This window comes from Microbispora hainanensis, from assembly GCF_036186745.1.
In the GTDB taxonomy this organism is placed as follows: domain Bacteria; phylum Actinomycetota; class Actinomycetes; order Streptosporangiales; family Streptosporangiaceae; genus Microbispora.
This window is the reverse complement of the sequence record NZ_CP108086.1, coordinates 2,809,597-2,826,277: the sequence shown is the minus strand read 5'-3', so window position 1 is coordinate 2,826,277 and position 16,681 is coordinate 2,809,597. Positions and strand designations below refer to the sequence as shown.

The window sequence follows — 16,681 nt, the reverse complement described above, 5'->3', positions numbered from 1 at the left end:
GAAACGAGGCATTCACATATGGACTACAAGTTCACCCAGAAGAGCCAGGAGGCCCTGTCCGCGGCCGTCCGGCGCGCCGCGGCCGACGGCAACCCCGAGGTCGCGCCCGCCCACCTGCTGACGACCCTGCTCGCGCAGAACGGCGGCATCGCCGGGTCGCTGCTGCAGGCCGTCGGAGCGGACCCGCGGCACCTGCGCGCCCAGGCCGAGGAGCTGCTCGACCGGCTGCCGAAGGCGCAGGGCTCCACGGTGAGCGCGCCGTCCAGCTCTCGTCAGCTGCTGACCGTGCTCAACACCGCGGCGCAGCGGGCCAAGCAGCTCGAAGACGAGTACGTCTCGACCGAGCACCTGCTCGTCGGGCTCGCCACCGACGGCGGGCAGGTCGCCGATCTGCTGAAGGCCGCGGGCGCCACGCCCAACGCGCTGCTGGAGGCGTTCGAGAAGGTCCGCGGGCACGCGCGGGTGACCAGCGAGACCCCGGAGGACACCTACCAGGCGCTGGAGAAGTACGGCGTCGACCTCACCGAGCGGGCGCGTTCCGGCAAGCTCGACCCGGTGATCGGCCGCGACAGCGAGATCCGCCGGGTCGTCCAGGTGCTGTCGCGCCGCACCAAGAACAACCCCGTGCTGATCGGCGAGCCCGGCGTCGGCAAGACCGCCGTGGTCGAGGGCCTCGCCCAGCGGATCGTCGCGGGCGACGTGCCCGAAAGCCTGCGCAACAAGCGCCTGGTCGCGCTCGACCTCGGCGCGATGGTCGCGGGCGCGAAATACCGCGGTGAGTTCGAGGAACGCCTCAAGGCCGTGCTCAACGAGATCAAGGAGAGCGACGGCCAGATCGTCACGTTCATCGACGAGCTGCACACGATGGTCGGCGCGGGCGCCGCCGAGGGCGCGATGGACGCCGGCAACATGCTCAAGCCCATGCTGGCCCGCGGCGAGCTGCGCATGATCGGCGCCACCACGCTCGACGAGTATCGCGAGCGCATCGAGAAGGACCCGGCGCTGGAGCGGCGGTTCCAGCAGGTCTACGTCGGCGAGCCGACGGTCGAGGACACGATCGCGATCCTGCGCGGGCTCAAGGGCCGCTACGAGGCGCACCACCAGGTGCAGATCTCCGACAGCGCCCTGGTCGCCGCCGCGACGCTGTCCGACCGCTACATCACCGCGCGGTTCCTGCCCGACAAGGCCATCGACCTGGTCGACGAGTCGATGTCGCGGCTGCGCATGGAGATCGACTCGCGGCCGGTGGAGATCGACCAGCTCCAGCGGATCGTCGACCGGCTGAAGATGGAGGAGCTCGCGCTCGCCAAGGAGACCGACGAGGCCAGCCGGCAGCGCCTGGAGAAGCTCCGCGAGGAGCTGGCCAACCGCCAGGAGGACCTCAACGCCCTGGTCAGCCGCTGGGAGCACGAGAAGGCCGGGCTCAACAAGGTCGGCGAGCTGAAAAAGCAGCTCGACGAGGCGCGCAGCGCGGCCGAGCGGGCCCAGCGCGACGGCGACTTCGAGGCGGCCTCCCGGCTCATGTACGGCGACGTGCCGCGGCTGGAGAAGGAGCTCGCCGAGGCCACCAAGGCGGCCGAGAAGGTGGAGGCCGAGGCCGAGCCGATGGTCAAGGAGGAGGTCGGGCCCGACGACATCGCCGAGGTCATCTCCTCGTGGACGGGCATCCCGGCGGGCCGGCTGCTGGAGGGCGAGACCGCCAAGCTGCTGCGCATGGAAGACGAGCTGGGCAAGCGCCTGATCGGCCAGCAGCAGGCCGTCCAGGCCGTCTCCGACGCCGTACGGCGGGCCCGGGCCGGCATCTCCGACCCCGATCGGCCGACCGGCTCGTTCCTCTTCCTCGGCCCCACGGGCGTCGGCAAGACCGAGCTGGCCAAGGCGCTCGCCGAGTTCCTGTTCGACGACGAGCGGGCCATGACCCGCATCGACATGAGCGAGTACGGCGAGAAGCACAGCGTGGCCCGGCTGGTCGGCGCGCCGCCCGGATATGTCGGCTACGAGGAGGGCGGCCAGCTCACCGAGGCCGTACGCCGCAGGCCCTACACCGTCGTGCTGCTCGACGAGGTCGAGAAGGCTCATCCCGAGGTCTTCGACATCCTGCTGCAGGTGCTCGACGACGGCCGGCTCACCGACGGGCAGGGCCGTACGGTCGACTTCCGCAACACGATCCTGATCCTCACCTCGAACATCGGCTCGCAGTTCCTCGTGGACCCCACGATGGAGAGCGCGGCCAAGCGCGAGGCGGTGATGAACGCGGTGCGGGGGTCGTTCAAGCCCGAGTTCCTCAACCGGCTCGACGACATCATCGTGTTCGACGCGCTCGGCACCGAGGAGCTGTCGCAGATCGTGGACCTGCAGGTCGCCCGGCTCGCCCGGCGCCTGTCCGACCGGCGGCTGACGCTGACCGTCACCCCCGCCGCCCGTGACTGGCTCGCGTTGACCGGCTACGACCCGTTGTACGGCGCGCGCCCGCTGCGCCGCCTGATCCAGACGGCCATCGGCGACAAGCTCGCCAAGGAGCTGCTGTCGGGGGCCATCCGGGACGGCGACGAGGTAATCGTCGACTTTGACGAGGCAGGGGACACGTTGACGATCCGGCCCTCTCGGTAAGGTCTTTCCCACCATTGAGGCAAGCGCGCCCCGCCCTATCCCCTCGCTGCTACGTTCGGCGTTCGTCGGACTACCGTACGCGATCAGGGGGACGTGGATGTCCAGGACATCACGAAGTATTCGAGGACGGTGCGTCGCACTCGCGGCGGTCACCGCCGGAGTGAGCTGGTTCGCCGGGGGCCCGGCGATGGCGAAGGACGGCGCGCTCGCCGACGCCTGCCGGGCCCAGGCCCACAACATGACGGCACGCGGCGTCACCGGCCATGACGTCACCGGCCGCGACCTCACGAGCGGGCTGACCAGCCTTCCGGCGGCGGGCGTGCTGAGCATCGCCGACGCGGCCGGGGCGGCGGCAGGGCAGGGACACAACTCGCTCCCCACCGGCTCCGCCACGGTCGCCCGCACCCTCCCGGCGCCCGCGGCGCTGCCGGCCGTGCCCGGCCCCCGTACGCTGCCGAACACGGCAACCGGCGCCACGGCGGCACTGCCCGCACCGGCGAGCGCCACGAAGACGCTTCCCACCGACGCCACCACCCTCTCGGCGCCCGCGAAGGCGGTCACCGCACCGGTGCACGGCGCCGCGGCCGGCGCAGCGGCCGTCGCCGACCGCCGCGCGGCCGCCGTGCCAGCGACCGACGCCAATAGCCTGTTCCCGGTCAGGAGCGCCGTGCCCCTCCTCGCCACCGCCCCCGCCAAGCCCAGCGCCGCGAACGGCTGCGCGCAGCAGGCGCTGCGGACCGCGCCGGCCGCCCGGGAGCGGGAGCACCCCGTCGCGCAGGGGCACCCGAAGAAGAGCCACCGCAATCCCAAGCCGCAGGACCAGCAGGCGGGCGCGAACTCCCGCGGCTCGGCGCCCCAGCAGCCGGGAACACAGCAGCCGGGCACGCAGAAGCCCGGGTCCCAGCAGGCCGGAGCGCAGAAGGCCGGAGCGCAGAAGCCGGGTCAGCGGCCGGAGGGGCGCAACCAGGGCAACCAGGGCGCTCTCGCACCCCAGGGCGTGTCCCACAGCACCAGCTCGCAGAGCGGCGCCTCGAGCCAGGAGCAGATCACCAAGACCTTCCCGGTGAAGGACCGCCGCCACCGCAAGGCGCACCACCCCCGCAAGCAGCCGGGCGCCGCCGCTCCCGCCCAGGCCGCCAACCAGGCGGGTCAGGCCGGGCGGCCCATGCCCGGCACGCGCAACACCGCCCTGGCCGAGGGCGAGCGCGTCAAGAAGGCCAAGGACAAGCGTCAGCGCGACGACGCCGCGCGCGGACGGGGGCCCGCCGTGGGCGTGGCGCCCGACCTGGCGGACGGCCGGCACGTGCCGCGGCTGCGTCCGCGCGAGTACCCCAGGGCGGCGTCGCACCAGCCGAACGGTGACATCACCGCCCCGGCCGCCCTCGCCAAGGTGACGGGCACGAACGCGGTGACCGACTTCGCCGCCACGACCGGCAAGAAGCTCCTGCCGTAGCCCTCGCCGTACGACGCTTAAGGACGGCGGCCTCGCGGCAGCGCAACCCTCGTCCGCGCGACCCACGTCCGCGCGACCGAAGACCGCGCGACCGAAGACCGCGCAAGCGCGGACACTGAAACGAAAACACCAGAACGAAGACGCTGCGACCGCAGACGCCGTGACCAAGGGGCCGTGACGCACGGCCCCTTTTCACATGCCTGCTGCACTTTTCCCATGCCTGCTGCACGAGCCCGACTACACGTGGCCCGGCTACACATGGCCCGGCTACACATGGCCCGGCTTCACGTGGCCCGGCTTCACGTGGCCCGACTGCACATGCCCCCCACCTGGACATGCACCCCACCTGGACATGCCCCGACCTCGCCTGCCCTCCACTGCGCACGTCCCGGTCGCGCATGCCCCGCCCGGCTTCACCTGGCCGGCTGCACATGCCTCCACCTGCACAAGGCCCCACTTGGACACGCCCTCCGCGTACCCTCCCGAAACCGATCCACAGGTCCTGAGCATTGCTCGCACATGGCCCCCAACTGGACATGGCTGAGTGTGCATGCGCCGCGCCGGCTGCCGTTCGTCACCGCCGGCGGCCCGCAGCGATGGCCGGGGCGCCGGAAGGGCTCAGCGGGAGACGTCGAGAAGGGCGTCGAGGTCGTCCTCGGGCAGGCCGAGATCGACCCGGATGCGATAGCGGGTGCGCAGCAGCGAGTCGCGGATGCCCGACCCCGTCGCGCCGCACGCGCGGATGCCGTCGGTGGCCCACCCGTGCGCCGCGTCGAGATCGCCGTACGCCATGAGCGTCTCGGCGATGGTCAGCGCGGTGGCCGGGTTCCAGTCCCCCGACCTGACGGCGGCGATCACCGCCCTGGCCTCCTCGGGCCGGTCGAGCTCGAACAGTGTGTCGGCGATTCCCGCCCGCGGGTCCACCGGCACCTCCCCGCCGTCCTCCAGAGCGCTCTGGTAGCGGTCGAGGGCGGTGGCGAGCTGACCGGCCGAGCGCCACTCCTCCGCGGCGAGCACAAGGATCGCCGCTCTGGACATCTCTCCCGACTCGTACCCCTGGGCCAGCGCGTCGAGGCGGCGGGCGAGGGCACCGTGGTCATCGAGCAGCAGAGCCTGTTCGAGCAGTCGGTCCACCTGCTCATTTGTCACATGTGCCACAGAGCCGAGGCTACCGATCCCGGCCTGTTTTCGCAGGACAACACCAGGCATTGCCGAAGCAACGATTAGTACACGTTTGACTACTATCCGCTTTTCCTGGCAGATAGTCGGGCATATCGCTCCATGCCTGTGCCAACCGAAGCTCGGCGAGGAGCGTTACAGCATGTCCAAGCGGGTGATATTGACTCTCGCCTCCACAACGGTGCTCGCCGCCCTGGTTCCGGGTTTCGCCGGCTTCGTCACGGCCCAGTACGAGGCGCTCGACCAGGCCCGCGCCGAACTGGCCCGGCTGCAGGCGAAGCTGCAGATGATGGAGCTGAGAGTCGAGCCGGCGGCGAGCCTGCGATGCCGCGACGACGCGGCCGGGAAGAAACAGCCGCGCCTGGCGGACGAGGACGACACGCGGCAGCTGTCGATACCGCCGCGCACCCGCACCAGGTCGTGGCAGAACACCGCCTACGTCCAGGGCACCGGGCCGGGGCTGTGGCCCTCGATCGGCGTCCCCCACGCCATACCCGGCCCGCATGCGCCGGACGGCCCCCACGCGCCCGACGGTCCCCACGCGCCGGATGGTCCGCACCGCCCCCACGAGTGACCCGCTCCGCCCGCCTGATGCTCCCACCATGGTCACCGAGGCGAAAGGAGCGCGCAATGACCCACCCGGCGCAGTGACCGAACCGGCCGGGGCCCCTGGACACCCCGCTTGGGCGTCAGCCGCGCCGTGAGACGGCGGAGGCGAGCTGGCGGGACAGATAACCGCGGACGAGCTGTTTGGCCTCGGCCACGATTCCGGGGTCGCCGTGCGGGTCGTGCCGGAAGGCGAGCTTCAGCACCGCGTCCCCGGCCTCGACGGCGACGAGAATGGCACGATCCAAATCCTCGCTGTCTGCCAGTCCGAATTCGGCGAACAACAACGCGCGCAGCCGTCCGGCGATCACGGTGTTGTTGTCGGACACGGAGTCGAGAAGATCAAGGTCGAAGACCTCGCCGAAGTGCAGCGAGCGGAACCCCGGCACGCTGCGGTGCATCTCGACGTACTCGTCGATGATGGCGTCGACGGCGTCCCACCAGCCGGTGTAGTCCTCCATCATGAAGCGACGCCCGACCCGCGCGACGAACAGCTCGACGTTGCGCCGCGTCAGGGCCTGGCTGAGCGCCCGCTTGTCCGGGAAGAACTGGTAGACCGAGCCGATCGCCACTCCGGCACGCTCGGCCACCCGGGTGGTCGTCAGCGCGTCATACCCTCCCTCGTCGAGCAGCTCGGCGCACGCGTCGAGCATCCGCTCGACGCGGCGGGCGCTGCGACGCTGCGACGGACGCCGCCGCAACGGCTCACCGGGACGCGACGCGCCCGGCGACATCCCCTCACCACCCCCACGGCCCCGTTTTTCGGCGGCACCACAGGTCTCAACGGCAGCACACTGCTCGACGGCCAAAGCGGGGCCGCCTGCTTCCCTCACGTACCGGCTGGACACTCACTCATCTTGCCTGTTTCACGCGCCGTGGTCAGCGCTTACCGACCAGTCGTCTGATTTGCGGCAAGAATTCTGTAGCCCTGCCGTCAGGAGTCCACGGGTGCGGCCGACAGGCCGGTGCAGCCGCGCAGCGCGCGGTACGCGCCGAGCGCCTGCTGCCTGGCACCGCCCGTCACGGGAATCGGCACGCCGCCGTTGATCCGGGCGGGGGTCCACTGGTCCTTGAGCACCTTCCTGCCGTTGATCGTCAAGGTGAGCACCCCGGTCGTCCCGGTCTCCGGGCCCCAGTTGTAGAAGGCGAAGTTGCCCAGGCCGTAGTGCACGTACGAGCGGCCGGAGTAACCGCCGCCCAGCAGGATGTGCGCGTGGCTGCCGACGATCACGTCGGCCCCCGCCGCGACCAGCTTGTCCGCCAGGCTGCGCTGCACCGGCGTCGGGCACTTGACCAGCTCGGCGCCCCAGTGCAGGAACACGATGACGGTGTCGGAGTTCTTGCGGGCCTGCCGTACGGCACGCAGCAGGCGGGGCTCGTTCTTCGCCGACGCGAGCCCGGCCTTGTCGCCGGAGGCGGTCCACGACTGGATGAACTGAGCGTCGATCACCTGGGTCGCGCCGATGATCGACACCCGGTTGCCGTTGACCGTCCTGCGGTAGGGCCGGTATGCCTCGGTCTCGTTCGCGCCGATGCCGATGACGGGGAACCTCGAGGACCTGATCGCGGCGAGGGTGTCCCGCAGGCCGCTCTCCATGTAGTCCATGCCGTGGTTGTTGGCCATCGTGACGACGTCCACCCCGGCGGCCTTGAGCGCCGTGAACGCCGTGGCCGGGGCGCGGAAGGTGAACTGCTTGCCCGGCGCGGGCGTGCCGGCGGTGGTGATGGCCGTCTCGAGGTTGAGCGCGGTGAGGTTGGACCTGCGCAGCACGGCGGCGATCGGGCCGAGCGCCGTACGCGGGTCGGCGTTGAGCCGGTTGCGCAGGACGCCCTCGAAGTGCACGTCGCCCGCGAAGGAGATCGTGAAGGGGCGCCGCTGCGGCTTGGGAGACGGCGGCGGCGTCGCCGTCTTGACCTCCAGTGGTGACGCGCCGGGGACGGGCTCGCTCTCCGCCGGGCTGCACCCCGCGACGAGGAGGGGGGCCGCGAGGAGGGCGAGCAGGGGCAGGGCGAGGGGCTGACGTCTCACGGCACCCGAGCATGCCATCTTCCACCCTCATCCGGGAGCCTGTGGGAGATCCACGGGCAAATAACTGGGAGAGTTCCTTTACTTGAACCATTCAAGTGTGCTGATAACGTGGGGGTGTGGACGACGCCGGGCGCCTTCGCCAGGCCGGACTTCGGGTGACCGCGGCCCGGCTCGCGATCCTGCAGACCGTGAGCGGGGGCGACCACCTCGACGTGGAAGCCATCCATCGCGGTGTCTGCGACCGGGTCGGGCAGGTGTCCCTGCAAGCCGTCTACGACTCGCTGAACGCGTTGCACTGCGGCGGGCTGCTGCGCCGCATCGAGCCCGCGGGCAGCCCGACGCGGTACGAGACGCGGGTGGGAGACAACCACCACCATCTCGTCTGCCGCAACTGCGGACGAGTCGCGGACGTCGACTGCGCGGTGGGGCACGCGCCCTGCCTGGAGCCGGCCTCGAACGCCGGCTATCTGGTGGACGAGGCGGACGTCATCTACTGGGGCCTGTGCCCGGCGTGCCGGACGGAGACCGGCAGCGCCCCGCCCTGCCCCTCCCGCGACTGAGCACCCAGCCCTGAACACCCGAGCACCCGAGCACCTGAACATCCGAGCAGCGGGAACCGAGCGCAGCGCGCCCGCTTTCCGTCGCTTGTCCGCACATGGATCCAAAGAGTGACCCCGGAGGACAGCCGCATGACCGACAGGCACATCACCACCACCGACGCCGGGGTCCCCGCTCCCAGCGACGAGTTCTCGCTGTCCGTCGGTCCCAACGGCCCGCTGCTGCTGCAGGACCACTACCTGATCCAGAAGATGGCCCACTTCAACCGGGAACGGGTCCCCGAGCGCGTGGTGCACGCCAAGGGCGGCGGCGCGTACGGCGTGCTGCGGATCACGGAGGACGTCAGCCAGTACACCAAGGCCTCGCTGTTCCGGAAGGGCAAGGAGACCGAGCTCTTCCTGCGCTTCTCGACCGTCGCCGGCGAACTGGGCAGCGCCGACACCGTGCGCGACCCCCGCGGCTTCGCGATCAAGTTCTACACGGACGACGGCAACTACGACATCGTCGGCAACAACACGCCGATCTTCTTCATCCGCGACCCCTCGAAGTTCTCCGACTTCATCCACTCGCAGAAGCGCCGCGCCGACACCCACACGCGCGACAACAACATGCAGTGGGACTTCTGGACGCTGTCGCCCGAGTCGGCCCACCAGGTGTCGTTCCTCATGACCGACCGCGGCACCCCGCGCAGCTGGCGGCACATGCACGGCTTCGGGTCGCACACCTTCCTCTGGTACAACGCCGCGGGCGAGAAGTTCTGGGTGAAGTATCACTTCAAGACCGAGCAGGGCATCGAGAACCTCACCGACGCCGAGGCCAGGGCGCTGGTGGCGGAGGACCCGGACTTCCACCTCCGCGACCTGCACACCGCCATCAGGAACGGCGACCACCCGGCGTGGACGGTCAACGTCCAGATCATGCCGTTCGAGGACGCGGCGGACTACCGGTTCAACCCGTTCGACCTCACCAAGGTCTGGCCGCACTCCGACTATCCGGAGATCACCATCGGCCGGTTCGTGCTGAACCGCAACCCGGAGAACTACTTCGCCGAGGTCGAGCAGGCGGGCTTCGAGCCGGCGAACCTGGTGCCGGGCGTCGGTCCCTCCCCGGACAGGATGCTCCAGGGCAGGCTGTTCTCCTACCCGGACGCCCACCGCTACCGCATCGGGCCGAACTACCTGCAGCTTCCGGTCAACGCGCCGAAGGCGCCCGTGCACAGCTACAACCGCGACGGTCACATGCGCTACCGCAACCCGGGCGACCCGGTCTACGCGCCGAACAGCGTCAACGGCCCCGCCGCCGACCCGTCGCTCTACGAGGGCGAGAACTACCACGTCGCCGGTGAGATCATCCGGAGCGCCCAGGTCAGGCACCGCGAGGACGACGACTACGTGCAGCCCCGCGCGCTGTGGGAGAACGTGCTCTCGGACGTCGACCGCGACCACATGGTGAGCAACATCGTCGGCCACGCCTCGGCTCCCGAGGTCACCGCCGACATGAAGAAGCGCGTCGCCGACTACTGGACCAATGTCCACAAGGACCTCGGCCAGCGCGTCGCGCAGGGGCTCGGCGTCGCCTGACCCCCTTCCCCTCACGTACGGCTCGCGCCCTTTCCGGGCGCGGGCCGTACGCGCGTCCGCGCCCGGCCGGCGTCGTTCGAAAAGCGGACGTCGTTCGAAGAGCCGACGTCGCACGGAAAGCCGGCGTCACCGAAAGGCCGAAGTCGCCGGGAAGCCGAGGCCGCCGGGAAGCCGGGGGCCGCAGAAAGGCCGAACTCGTTTAAAGGTCGAACTCGCCGTCTTTCACGCCGCCGATGAACGCGTCCCATTCCGCGGGGGTGAACACGAGAGCGGGGCCGTCCTGGTTCTTGCTGTCGCGCACACCCACGTGGCCGTCGGGCAGCACGGCCACTTCCACACAGGCGCAGTTGTTCGCGCTCCGGCTGCTCTTCCACCAGACGGCGCCGGACAGGTCAATCGAGTTCATGGACAATGTTTCTCTCCCCCCGGAAATCACGCGCAGGTTCCCGGGGCGGTCTAGAGCTGGCTAACGCCAGTGACGGACAGTTTTCTCCAAGAACCGGCGGGAGTCGTCCACGTCGAGCGCCTTCGTCTCCAGGTAGTCGAACGCCACCTCGTACCGGTAGACGATCGCCTCGTCCTCGACCAGACGGCCGCCCAGGAGCGCCTCCAGGTACACGACGTCGTGGAAGTCGGGCACCTTGAGGTGACTGAACGCCCCGGTGTTGATCGGGTGGTCCGCGTCGAGCGGCAGGATCCGCAACTCGACGTTCGGCAGCTCGGACACCTCGATCAACCGTCTGAGCTGTTCCCGCATCACCTCGTGGTCGCCGAACCGGCGCAGCAGGACCGACTCTTCCAGAACGGCCGAGATGGCCAGCGGGCTCTCCGCCCTGAGAACCGCCTGCTGGCGCGCCATCCGGACCTCGATCCGGCTGCGGACGCCGCCCGGCAGCTCAAGGGTGCTTCGTTGTCCGCTCTCCATCATGGCCCGGACGTATGCCTCTGTCTGGAACAGACCCGGCACTACCTGGGGTTCCCAGTCGCGTGCCGCCGTGGCTTCGGCCTCCAGGCCCAGGAACGTCGTGTATTCCTTGGGCAGGGAGTCGCGGTAATCCTCCCACCAGCCCTTCCGGGTCGCGTCCCGGTGCAGGGCGAGCAGCTCTTGGCGTTGGCGGGAATCTACCATGTAGATCACCAGAAGTGCCTCAACATCGCTCGTGCGAGGCGAGGTGCGCGCCGTCTCGATTCTGCTGATCTTCGCCGCCGACCAGCCGAGCCGGGCGGCCACCTGGTCGCCCGTCAGATCGGCGCGCTCGCGTAAGCGGCGCAGTTCCTGCCCCAGCCGACGGCGGCGGACGGTGGGACTGCCGTGCTCGGGCACCCCTGCCGACCTCCTTCATCCGGTGAATCCGGTGGTTGCGGTGGACGCACGGATGGTGGGCGCGCCCTGGCGGATCGGGCGCGCGGGTGAGGGGCGCCCTGTCCTGAGATTACCGCGCCCGCTCGTGCAACTTGCATCGCAATTTGCAGCGCATCGACACAAGATTCTTGCGGATTTCTTTTCGTCAAGTATTGCAGCGCATTGCGTCCTGAGTCACGATCGATGCGGGAAGGGTCTTCCGGCGTGTGGGGGCGCCGGCGGTCGCCGGCGAAATACTCCGAGGCCCGATTCCCCATCCGGGGCACGCGCCCGGCGAGGGGCGCCGACCGCTCCGGATGCGTGTGACAACGGGGAGGCATCCGGGCCAGCGGGATTTCGAAATTCGACCGGCAATCACCGGCGCTCGCCGCGCACGAGCGGCGAGCCGGCGAACAACGAACGAGCCGTTCCGAGGGTGGGACGCGCTCTCCCTACGACGAATTGAGGACGACGAGATCTCTATTTGGCACCCCTCCGGAAGGAGTCCCTTGGTGAATCCCGGTGCCGCCTGGTTATCACTGATCAAAAGCCGGATGACGATGGCAGACCTGGCGCTGTGCGCCGATCAGGACAGGTGGGCGCGTGAACTGAAATGGACCGTGAGCCGCACCGGCTTCGGCGCACGCCACTACCGCGACCCCCGCTTCGACCTCGTACGCGAGCTGGAGGAGGTCGGCCGCCTCTTCACCGTCTGACGCCCTCCGACGCGCCGCACCGGGCCCGCGCCGCGAAGACGGCGCGGAGGGACGCGGCCCGACGGCCCTGACGGCGTGGAGGGACGCGAGGACAGACGCGGCCCGACGGCGCGCGGCGCCGGGTCGGGGACGAACTGATCGTGACCGGTTAGGCTTGCACGGGTGACGACCGCGCTCATCCACGAACGGCTCCAGTCCCAGCTCGCCTTCCACATGGAGATCGACAAGCTGAAGCGCGTCATCCGCCGCAACTCGCTGATCGACGGCTCGCGCCGGGAGAACGACGCCGAGCACTCCTGGCATCTGGCCATGATGGCGATGACGCTGGCCGAGCACGCGCCCCCGGGCACCGACATGTCCAAGGTGGTCGCGATGCTGCTCGTCCACGACCTCGTGGAGATCGACGCCGGTGACACCTTCATCTACGACCCCGTCGCGGTCGAGGCGCAGGCCGCCCTCGAACGCGCGGCGGCCGACCGGATCTTCGGGCTGCTGCCGGACGACCAGGGGGCGCGGCTGCGCACCCTGTGGCACGAGTTCGAGGAGCGGCGCACGCCGGAGGCGAGGTTCGCCCGGGCGCTCGACCGGCTCGCGCCGATCATCGCCAACCACCACAACGAGGGCGGCACCTGGCCGCTCTACAAGGTGACGGCCACGCAGGTCATGGAGAAGGTGCGGCTCATCGAGGAGGGGTCGCCCACGCTCGGCGAGTACGCCGCGGAGCTGGTCGCCGGCTCGGTCGCCCGGGGTCATCTGGCGCCCTGACGTCGACGACGTCAGCCCGAAACTCGTACATACCGTCCCATGCCTGTTCCATGTTCACACCTGTGACGCGGGGGTACGTGATCCCGTGTTAGGGGGCGAAACATGGAAGAGACGACCAGGCCGCGTGCGGGCCGTACGGCACGGAGGGTCCCCTCGGCGGAGCTCCTCGACGGGCTCGAGCGGGCCACCGCGCTCGACCGGCCGATCACCGTCATATCCAAGAAGGTCCGCCGCAGACTAGGCCCGGGCAAGCTCAGGGACGTCCTGCACGGCGTGCCCATGGGCCACCCGCTGCACCCGGCGCTCGCGGTGACGACCTTCGGCTGCTGGCTGTCGGCGAGCCTGGTGGACATGACCAAAACCGGCTCGCGTGCGGCGCGGACGCTGATCCTGGCGGGGCTGGGCAGCGCCGTTCCCACGGTGGCGGCCGGCCTCACCGACTGGTCCACCCTCCACCGCGAACAGCAGCGCGTGGGCCTGGTGCACGCCATGACCAACGCCGCCGCGGCGCTCTGCTACACCGGCTCTCTCTTCTTACGGGTGACGGGACGCGAACGCGCCGGGCGCATGCTGGGGTACGCGGGACTCGCGGCGGCCTCCGCGGGCGCCCACCTCGGCAGCCACATGTCCTATCGCCAGGCGGCCGGGGCCAACCACGCGGAGTCGGTCGGCCACCTCATGCCGCTCGGCTGGCACGACCTGTGCGTGCTCAGGGACCTGCCCAACGGGCGGCCGGTGCGGCGGCGGCTCGGCTACATCGATCTTTTCGTCCTGCGTCTCGGCGACGACGTGAGCGTGCTCGCGGACAACTGCTCCCATCTCGCCGGTCCGCTCCACCAGGGCCGGGTGGCCATGGAGGAGGGCCAGGCCTGCATCGTCTGCCCATGGCACGGCAGCGCCTTCCGCATCTCCGACGGCCGGGTCATGCACGGCCCCGCCACGTCGCGCCAGCCGGCCTTCCAGACGCGGCTGCGGCAGGACGGCGTCGTCCAGGTCCGTCCCGCGGAGTGACCACCTGCGACCCGTCCGTGCCCGCCCGGGCCCGGGTCAGCCGGTGTCCGGGCCGCGGTCGTCGGCGGGATGCTCGACCAGAGCGAGCACCCGGTTGGACATGAACCTCGCGGTGCGAACGGGTGTGCCCGCCCGCGTGACCTCGGTGACCTCGACCACTCCCCGGCCCGTCGTGATCTCGATCCGGCGGCCCGCCCTGGTCGCGACCACCTCGTAGGTGCGCGGGGTGCCCCCCGCATCGATGACGATCTCCACCCGGTCGCCCTTCACAAGGGCAGACATACCCTTTCAGGACACCAGCTTCACAATCGCCACGATTCCGACGACAACAATGAAGCCCCGCAGCAAGGGTGCGGGCAGCCTGCGGCCCACGCGGGCCCCGAGGAAGCCGCCGGCGGCCGAGCCCAGCGCCACCAGCAGCACGGCGATCCAGTCCACCGGCGCGACGAACGCGAACAGCACCGCGGCCGTGGCGTTGACCAGCAGCGACAGCAGGTTCTTCGCCGCGTTCACCCGTTGCAGGTCCTCGTCGAGGAAGCTGCCCAGCAGGCCGATCAGCACGATGCCCTGGGCGGCGCCGAAGTAGCCGCCGTACATGCCCGCGCCCAGCACGCCCAGCCACAGCCACGGCCCGCCGTGGGGGTGCGGCCTGCGCCGTACGGCCAGCCACTCGTTGATCCTCGGCTGGAACACCACCAGGAGGCAGGCGATCGCGATGAGCACCGGGACGATGACCTTGAACGCCTCGGCGGGCAGGACCAGGAGCAGCACGCCACCGGCGAGCGAGCCGATCACCGACGCGACGCCGAGCCGGAGCAGCCGCTCACGCTGGCCCTTGAGCTCGGCGCGGTAGCCGAGCACCCCGGTCACGCCGCCGGGGACTAGCCCGACGTTGTTGGACACGTTCGCGACGATCGGCGGAAAACCGACGGCCAGCATCGTCGGGAACGTGATGAGCGAACCCGATCCCACGACGGCGTTGATCGCCCCGGCCCCGATTCCGGCCGCGAAGACCGCGGCCGCCTCCCACGGCGTCACTCGCACCTCTCCCTGCTTACCTGCCTCGCTTCGCTCGGCAGTTCGGGGCGCTTCCAGGCCGTGGGGTCGTGCCGGAGGCGCGCGATCAACACTTCCCTCGTCGCGCTTGATCGCTTCGCTCCCGCGCGCTCCTCAGTCCAGAACACGGCGCGCCCCTCCCTCGAACGGCTATCCGCCAAGGGTAGGCCGGGGGCTCCGCCAGGACGTCAGAGGGGACGGGCGAACCAGCGGCCCTCCTGGCCGCGGTCGAGGTGCAGCGGCACGCCGAAGGTCGCCGACAGGTTCTCCGCCGTCATCACCGCGTCGATCGGCCCCTGGTCGACGACCGAGCCGTGCCGCAGCAGCAGCACGTGGGTGAACCCGGCCGGGATCTCCTCGACATGGTGGGTGACCAGCACCATCGTGGGCGACTTCGGGTCGCGCGCCAGCGCGCCGAGACGGCGTACGAGGTCCTCGCGGCCCGCGACGTCGAGCCCGGCGGCGGGCTCGTCGAGCAGCAGCAGCTCGGGGTCGGGCATGAGCGCCCGGGCGATCTGCACCCGCTTGCGCTCGCCCTCCGACAGCGTGCCGAAGCGCCGCCTGATCAGGTGGGCGCAGCCGAGCTGGTCGATGAGCTCGACGGCCCGGGTGACGTCGTGGGAGTCGTACTCCTCCGTCCACCGGCCCAGGATCGCGTACGACGCGGTGAGCACGAGGTCGATGACCTTCTCGTCCGGAGGGATGCGCTCCGACAGGGCCGCGCTGGCCAGGCCGATCCGGGGCCGCAGGTCGAACACGTCCGTCTGGCCGAGCCGCTCGCCGAGGATCTCCACCGAGCCCTCGGACGGGAACAGCAGCGATGCGGCCACCTGGAGCAGCGTCGTCTTCCCCGCGCCGTTCGGCCCGATCACCACCCAGCGCTCGTCTTCCCTGACGCTCCAGTCGATGCCGCGCAGCAGGGCCGCGCCGTCCCTGCGGACGGCCACGTCCTGAAGCTGAAGCACCTGACCGCCCATGTGGCCCCCTCCCGTGGTTCTCTGAGATAAAACTATGGCAGTCCGACCACATATCGTGGATCGGGTGCGCATCGATTCACCGATCTCCGCCACGCTCGTCGCCTGGGGCAACGCCTGGCTCGGCGGACACGTGAGCCTGGAGCACGCCCTCGACCGCGTCGAGCGCGAGGCCGGGCCTCAGGTGGTGGCGGCGGATGACGTCGAGACCCCCCTGCTCGCCTACCTCGTCGATCAGCGGATCGAGGGGCTCGGCGCGTTCCGGCTGGCCCTGCCGGTGCCCGGCGACCCGCTCGGGCTCACCGGCCCGCCCGTCTTCAACGGCGCCGCGATCGACGCGGGCCAGGCCGCCGTGGCCGTGCTGTCCGGCCGCTGCCTGGGTCTCGTGCCGTCCGCCGACCGGCGCGGCTCCTCGTACTCCGGAATCCGCTGGACCGTGACCGAGGCGTCGGCGGTCCCGCCCGACGTGCCGTCGCTGGCCGAGGCGGAGCAGGCGCTGCGGACCGCCATGATGGCCGCCACCGAGGCGCTGCTGGGCGTGGGCGGCCCGGCGCAGGGCTTCCCTGCGGCCGACGCGCTCGACCGCGCGGGCGAGGCCCTGGCTCCCGGCTACCCCGGCAGGGCGCACCGGGTCGGCGCCCTCGCCGCCCGGCTGTCGGTGGCGCTCCGTCTCGCCGACGAGCGAGGGCTCACGTCCGGGCAGGTCGCCGTGCGCGGGCAGGCCCTGCGCGACCTCGACCGCGCCGTACGGCGGGCCAGGGTGGCCGCACACAACGCCATCGTGGAGTCCCAGGTCTGAAGC

17 protein-coding genes are annotated in these 16,681 nt (G+C 70.6%); 9 read left to right on the top strand and 8 right to left on the bottom strand.

The window, feature by feature from the left end; translation table 11 throughout:
- The first annotated feature begins 18 nt into the window (after nucleotides 1-18).
- A complete protein-coding gene (gene clpB / locus OHB01_RS13185; protein WP_142647918.1) occupies nucleotides 19-2,610 on the top strand; it encodes an ATP-dependent chaperone ClpB in 2,592 nt (863 codons plus the stop codon).
- Nucleotides 2,611-2,707: 97 nt separating this feature from the next.
- Nucleotides 2,708-4,063, top strand: coding sequence for a hypothetical protein (locus OHB01_RS13180; protein WP_142647917.1), 1,356 nt, complete (start codon nucleotides 2,708-2,710; stop codon nucleotides 4,061-4,063).
- 618 nt (nucleotides 4,064-4,681) lie between these two features.
- Here OHB01_RS13180 and OHB01_RS13175 read toward each other — a convergent pair.
- A complete protein-coding gene (locus tag OHB01_RS13175; protein WP_260617266.1) occupies nucleotides 4,682-5,221 on the bottom strand; it encodes a hypothetical protein in 540 nt (179 codons plus the stop codon).
- A 163-nt stretch (nucleotides 5,222-5,384) separates the two neighbouring features.
- Here OHB01_RS13175 and OHB01_RS13170 point away from each other — a divergent pair, with 163 nt between their 5' ends.
- Complete coding sequence (locus tag OHB01_RS13170) at nucleotides 5,385-5,816, top strand: hypothetical protein (protein WP_328855444.1); 432 nt, start codon at nucleotides 5,385-5,387, stop codon at nucleotides 5,814-5,816.
- A gap of 115 nt (nucleotides 5,817-5,931) precedes the next feature.
- Here OHB01_RS13170 and OHB01_RS13165 read toward each other — a convergent pair whose 3' ends face one another.
- Both OHB01_RS13165 and OHB01_RS13160 read right to left on the bottom strand, forming a co-directional pair.
- The gene (locus OHB01_RS13165; protein WP_142647915.1) at nucleotides 5,932-6,582 is read right to left on the bottom strand and encodes a TetR family transcriptional regulator; all 651 of its coding nucleotides are present in this window, start codon (nucleotides 6,580-6,582) and stop codon (nucleotides 5,932-5,934) included.
- Nucleotides 6,583-6,782: 200 nt separating this feature from the next.
- On the bottom strand, nucleotides 6,783-7,877 hold the full coding sequence (locus tag OHB01_RS13160; protein WP_261985731.1) for a CapA family protein: 1,095 nt from the start codon (nucleotides 7,875-7,877) through the stop codon (nucleotides 6,783-6,785).
- A 116-nt stretch (nucleotides 7,878-7,993) separates the two neighbouring features.
- Between OHB01_RS13160 and OHB01_RS13155 the strand changes: the two genes are divergently transcribed.
- Both OHB01_RS13155 and OHB01_RS13150 read left to right on the top strand, forming a co-directional pair.
- Nucleotides 7,994-8,437: a Fur family transcriptional regulator gene (locus OHB01_RS13155; RefSeq protein ID WP_142647913.1), complete on the top strand. Its 444-nt coding sequence runs from the start codon at nucleotides 7,994-7,996 to the stop codon at nucleotides 8,435-8,437.
- Nucleotides 8,438-8,566: 129 nt separating this feature from the next.
- Nucleotides 8,567-10,015, top strand: coding sequence for a catalase (locus OHB01_RS13150; protein ID WP_147943008.1), 1,449 nt, complete (start codon nucleotides 8,567-8,569; stop codon nucleotides 10,013-10,015).
- A gap of 199 nt (nucleotides 10,016-10,214) precedes the next feature.
- On the opposite strand, the gene OHB01_RS13145 is transcribed toward OHB01_RS13150, so the two are convergent.
- A complete protein-coding gene (locus tag OHB01_RS13145) occupies nucleotides 10,215-10,421 on the bottom strand; it encodes a DUF397 domain-containing protein (protein ID WP_142647911.1) in 207 nt (68 codons plus the stop codon).
- A 60-nt stretch (nucleotides 10,422-10,481) separates the two neighbouring features.
- On the bottom strand, nucleotides 10,482-11,339 hold the full coding sequence (locus OHB01_RS13140) for a helix-turn-helix domain-containing protein (RefSeq protein WP_142647910.1): 858 nt from the start codon (nucleotides 11,337-11,339) through the stop codon (nucleotides 10,482-10,484).
- A 572-nt stretch (nucleotides 11,340-11,911) separates the two neighbouring features.
- Between OHB01_RS13140 and OHB01_RS13135 the strand changes: the two genes are divergently transcribed.
- From OHB01_RS13135 to OHB01_RS13125, 3 genes are all read left to right on the top strand, one after another.
- Nucleotides 11,912-12,073 carry a hypothetical protein gene (locus OHB01_RS13135; RefSeq protein ID WP_159454860.1) on the top strand — a complete coding sequence of 54 codons (162 nt, stop codon included), beginning with the start codon at nucleotides 11,912-11,914 and terminating at the stop codon, nucleotides 12,071-12,073.
- 213 nt (nucleotides 12,074-12,286) lie between these two features.
- Nucleotides 12,287-12,838: an HD domain-containing protein gene (locus tag OHB01_RS13130; RefSeq protein WP_328855844.1), complete on the top strand. Its 552-nt coding sequence runs from the start codon at nucleotides 12,287-12,289 to the stop codon at nucleotides 12,836-12,838.
- A gap of 102 nt (nucleotides 12,839-12,940) precedes the next feature.
- Entirely contained in the window at nucleotides 12,941-13,849 is a 909-nt protein-coding gene (locus OHB01_RS13125) for a Rieske (2Fe-2S) protein (protein WP_328855443.1), read from the top strand.
- A 36-nt stretch (nucleotides 13,850-13,885) separates the two neighbouring features.
- Here the strand turns inward: OHB01_RS13125 and OHB01_RS13120 are convergent, their stop codons facing one another.
- From OHB01_RS13120 to OHB01_RS13110, 3 genes are all read right to left on the bottom strand, one after another.
- Nucleotides 13,886-14,131 (bottom strand): hypothetical protein, encoded by a 246-nt coding sequence (locus OHB01_RS13120; protein WP_205830246.1) that lies wholly within the window; start codon nucleotides 14,129-14,131, stop codon nucleotides 13,886-13,888.
- 6 nt (nucleotides 14,132-14,137) lie between these two features.
- Nucleotides 14,138-14,887 carry a sulfite exporter TauE/SafE family protein gene (locus OHB01_RS13115; protein WP_142647908.1) on the bottom strand — a complete coding sequence of 250 codons (750 nt, stop codon included), beginning with the start codon at nucleotides 14,885-14,887 and terminating at the stop codon, nucleotides 14,138-14,140.
- Between the two features lie 206 nt (nucleotides 14,888-15,093).
- Nucleotides 15,094-15,882 (bottom strand): ABC transporter ATP-binding protein, encoded by a 789-nt coding sequence (locus OHB01_RS13110; protein WP_142647907.1) that lies wholly within the window; start codon nucleotides 15,880-15,882, stop codon nucleotides 15,094-15,096.
- 70 nt (nucleotides 15,883-15,952) lie between these two features.
- Between OHB01_RS13110 and OHB01_RS13105 the strand changes: the two genes are divergently transcribed.
- The gene (locus tag OHB01_RS13105) at nucleotides 15,953-16,678 is read left to right on the top strand and encodes a hypothetical protein (protein ID WP_405396608.1); all 726 of its coding nucleotides are present in this window, start codon (nucleotides 15,953-15,955) and stop codon (nucleotides 16,676-16,678) included.
- The last annotated feature ends 3 nt before the right edge of the window (nucleotides 16,679-16,681 follow it).